Consider the following 3399-nt stretch of genomic DNA (forward strand, 5'->3'; position numbering starts at 1 on the left):
GACTATCTCCCGCGCGGAACTATGTCCGGTGCTCACTGAGAACCCCTGTCCCGCGTGGCTTTCCCGCATCGACGCTAGACATTGGCATTCTCCCTTTGCAGGCACTTTCGCCTGATAGGAGAAGACCATGGCTGATTCTTATGAGAGCGCTGCCGCGCTGGCCTGCACCATCAGAGGCGCAACTGGGGAGTACCTTAATGCGTTCGTCGGTTCTCTGATCGGGCAGCAATACTCGGTCAGTTATGTATGCCAGTTGGCACAACACGCGCTTGCGTTTGGGCACTGGTGCAAGGATAGCTGCATTTCCTTCCATGCCTTGAAGGACGATGACATCGTGCGGTATCAGCGCCTTCGTTCGCGACGTCGATCGCGATGCTTCGAGACGAGACGCCGGGAACTGCACGCATTGAAACTGTTGACGCGTTTCTTGCGCGATCGCGGTGTGTGTCATGTCGCTCAAACGCACGCTATTGCCGCTGACGACGTTGTCGAGGGGTTTGCGCAATCCTTAAAACGCGATCAGGGTTTGGCCGTTGTGACCGTTGAGTCCTATGCAAGGTGGACACGCAAATTTCTGGTGTGGCGGTTCGGCCAAGGAGAAGTCTGCTTGCGGGACGTTCGCGTGACCGACGCCAGCGCTTTCGTTAAGAGCGAGGCAAAGCGCATGGCGCCAGCCGCCCTGAAGAACGTTGTCACGGCACTGCGGTCCTTCCTTCGTTACGCCCAGTTTCGCGGCGAGGTTACCGCGGGACTTGCTGCAAGCGTGCCAGCGGTAGCCAGTTGGGCAAGCACACCTCCCATCCCCAGAGCCATTGCAGCCGAGCACGCGCAGCGCGCAATCGACAGCTGCGACCGCCGGAGCGCGGTGGGCCGACGCGATCGAGCCGTGCTGCTGCTTCTGGCAAGACTGGGACTTCGAGCCTGCGAGATCGTCAGGTTGACGCTGGACGACGTCGACTGGGACTGCGCTCAATTGCGTGTGCGTGGCAAGGGTGGCCGCGAGAGTCTCCTGCCATTGACCGCCGACGTGGGCGAGGCGATCGCCGCCTATCTCGAGCGCGGGCGCCCTGCCAGTCCAGATCGGCACCTCTTCCTTCGATCCCTGGCACCGATACGCGGGCTGATGGAAGGGTCGGACGGTATCGGCACGATTGTGCGCCACGCGCTCAATCGCGCCAAAGTCGACGCGCCGCACCGCGGCTCGCACCAGTTCCGGCACGCCTTGGCTGTTCGCATGTTGCAACTCGGTGCGTCGTTCCCGGAGATCGGCCAGGTTCTTCGCCATCGTAGCCCGCAGTCCACGAGCGTTTATGCGAAGGTGGATGTCAGCGCACTTCGGAAGTTGGCTATGGCCTGGCCAGGAGGTGCACGATGAACTCGATTCGAGAGGCGCTCCAAGAATATCTCGACCTGCGACGCAGCCTGGGCTTCAAGATGCACGATGCCGGTTTGCTGTTGCCCCGGTTCGTCAGTTTCATGGAAACGCGGCATGTCGAGCATATCAGCACCGGCCTCGCTCTGGAGTGGGCGCAAAATCCGTCGGTTCAACCCGCAGAATGGGCTAGACGCCTTTGCTTCGTGCGCGGCTTTGCCCGCCACCGCAGTGCCACCGACACCCGCACAGAAATTCCACCGGTCGGCATGTTGCCCCATCGGTCTACGCGAGCCAGACCTTATCTATACACGGAGGCGGAAGTACGGCGCTTGCTGGACGCGGCATTGGAGTTGCCGGTGGCGTGGCCGTCGACGCCGCTGCGGCCTAGGGTGTTCCATTGCCTCATCGGCTTGCTCAGCGTTACCGGCCTGCGTATCAGCGAAGCGCTAAACCTCGAGCTTGGTGACGTGGACCTCGAAGACGCCGTCCTGACGATTCGCGGTGCCAAGCTCGGTCGATCGCGCCTGGTCCCAATTCATCCTACCACCTGTACCGTCCTGGCTGACTACCTCAGGCGCCGCAAACAGTTCCTCGGTCGCCAGGTCTCGTCCAACGTGTTCGTCACGAGTCGCGGCACCCGGCTCGACATAGGTCGCGTTCATCGGACGTTCTACGCGCTGTCACGGCAAACGGGACTGCGTGCCGAAGGCGCAAGCAAGGGACCACGGTTGCATGACTTCCGGCATCGCTTCGCCGTTGAAGTGCTGATCCGTTGGTATCAGTCTGGAGAGGACGCTTGGCGCTTGTTGCCGGTGCTGTCGACCTATCTTGGGCACATCTATGTGGCCGGCACATACTGGTATCTGAGCGGGTCGCCCGAGTTGATGGCACAAGCGATGGATCTCCTGGAACGCCGTTGGGGAGAGTCATCATGATTAGGGAGCCCAGCTTCGCCGCCTTGCTGGAGAAGTTCTTCATCCAGCGTCTGATGCACCAGCGCCAGGCCAGTGTGCATACGATCGCATCGTACCGCGACACATTCCGGTTACTGCTGGAATTTGTACAGCGACGCCTGCATAAAGCGCCATCCACTCTGGCACTGGAAGACATCGATGCGCCGCTGGTCGCGGACTTCCTCGATGAACAGGAGCAGGTTCGCGGCGTCACAGCTCGAACGCGTAACCTGCGCTTGACGGCAGTGCACTCATTCTTCCGGTATGCGGCCTTCGAGACGCCGTCACACTCAGCGCACATCCAGCGCGTGCTGGCCATCCCGGCCAAGCGCTTTAGCCGCGCATTGGTCCCATTCCTGAGCCGACAAGAGGTCGATGCGTTGCTGGCCGCGCCGGACCAGCAGACTTGGGCAGGTCGCCGCGATCACGCTCTATTGTTGTTGGCGGTGCAGACGGGGTTACGCCTGTCTGAGCTGACCGGCCTTCGGCGCGAGGACCTGCACGTTGGCGGCGGCGCGCACGTACGCGTGTTTGGCAAGGGGCGCAAGGAGCGTTGCACGCCATTGAGCAAGAGCACCCGCTCCGTATTGGTCGCGTGGGTTCGAGAGCCACCGCGGGCCGGGAATCAGCCACTGTTCCCAAATGCGCGCGGCGGCCGGCTGAGCGCACACGGCGTCCATTACCTGCTTCACAAGTATGTGTTGGCGGCCTCGGAGAAATGCTCTTCGCTGAAGAACAAGCGCGTGAGCCCGCATGTGTTGCGACACACGACAGCGATGGATCTGCTGCAAGAAGGCGTCGACCCCTCAGTCATCGCACTCTGGCTCGGTCACGAATCGGTGGAAACCACACAGGTCTACCTGGACGCCAACCTCACATTAAAGCAGGCGGTTCTGGACAGGACCACACCCCCTAAAGGCAAGCCGGGACGGTATCGACCCGATGACCGATTGCTGGCGTTCTTGAAGGGCCTGTAGGCCATGCCTATGTCCCGCTGCGCACGGCCGGCTGATGTCGTCCCGTCAGTCTCGTGCGTCACGGGACATAGTTCCGCACGGGAGATAGTCCAGC

The 3399-nt window shown here is 61.5% G+C and carries 3 protein-coding genes; all 3 read left to right on the top strand.

The window, feature by feature from the left end:
* Nucleotides 1-127 precede the first annotated feature (127 nt).
* Genes F6X39_RS35795 through F6X39_RS35805 form a run of 3 tightly spaced genes read left to right on the top strand, consistent with a single transcriptional unit; the run spans nt 128 to nt 3305 of the window.
* On the top strand, nt 128-1375 hold the full coding sequence (locus F6X39_RS35795) for a site-specific integrase (protein ID WP_187620107.1): 1248 nt from the start codon (nt 128-130) through the stop codon (nt 1373-1375).
* Nucleotides 1372-2310, top strand: a complete 939-nt coding sequence (locus tag F6X39_RS35800) for a tyrosine-type recombinase/integrase (RefSeq protein ID WP_187620108.1) — start codon at nt 1372-1374, stop codon at nt 2308-2310. Before F6X39_RS35795 ends, F6X39_RS35800 begins: the two co-directional genes overlap by 4 nt.
* Nucleotides 2307-3305: a site-specific integrase gene (locus F6X39_RS35805; protein ID WP_187620109.1), complete on the top strand. Its 999-nt coding sequence runs from the start codon at nt 2307-2309 to the stop codon at nt 3303-3305. Before F6X39_RS35800 ends, F6X39_RS35805 begins: the two co-directional genes overlap by 4 nt.
* The last annotated feature ends 94 nt before the right edge of the window (nt 3306-3399 follow it).

The sequence above is a fragment of the Paraburkholderia sp. UCT2 genome (assembly GCF_014397665.1).
Taxonomy (GTDB): Bacteria; Pseudomonadota; Gammaproteobacteria; order Burkholderiales; family Burkholderiaceae; genus Paraburkholderia; species Paraburkholderia tuberum.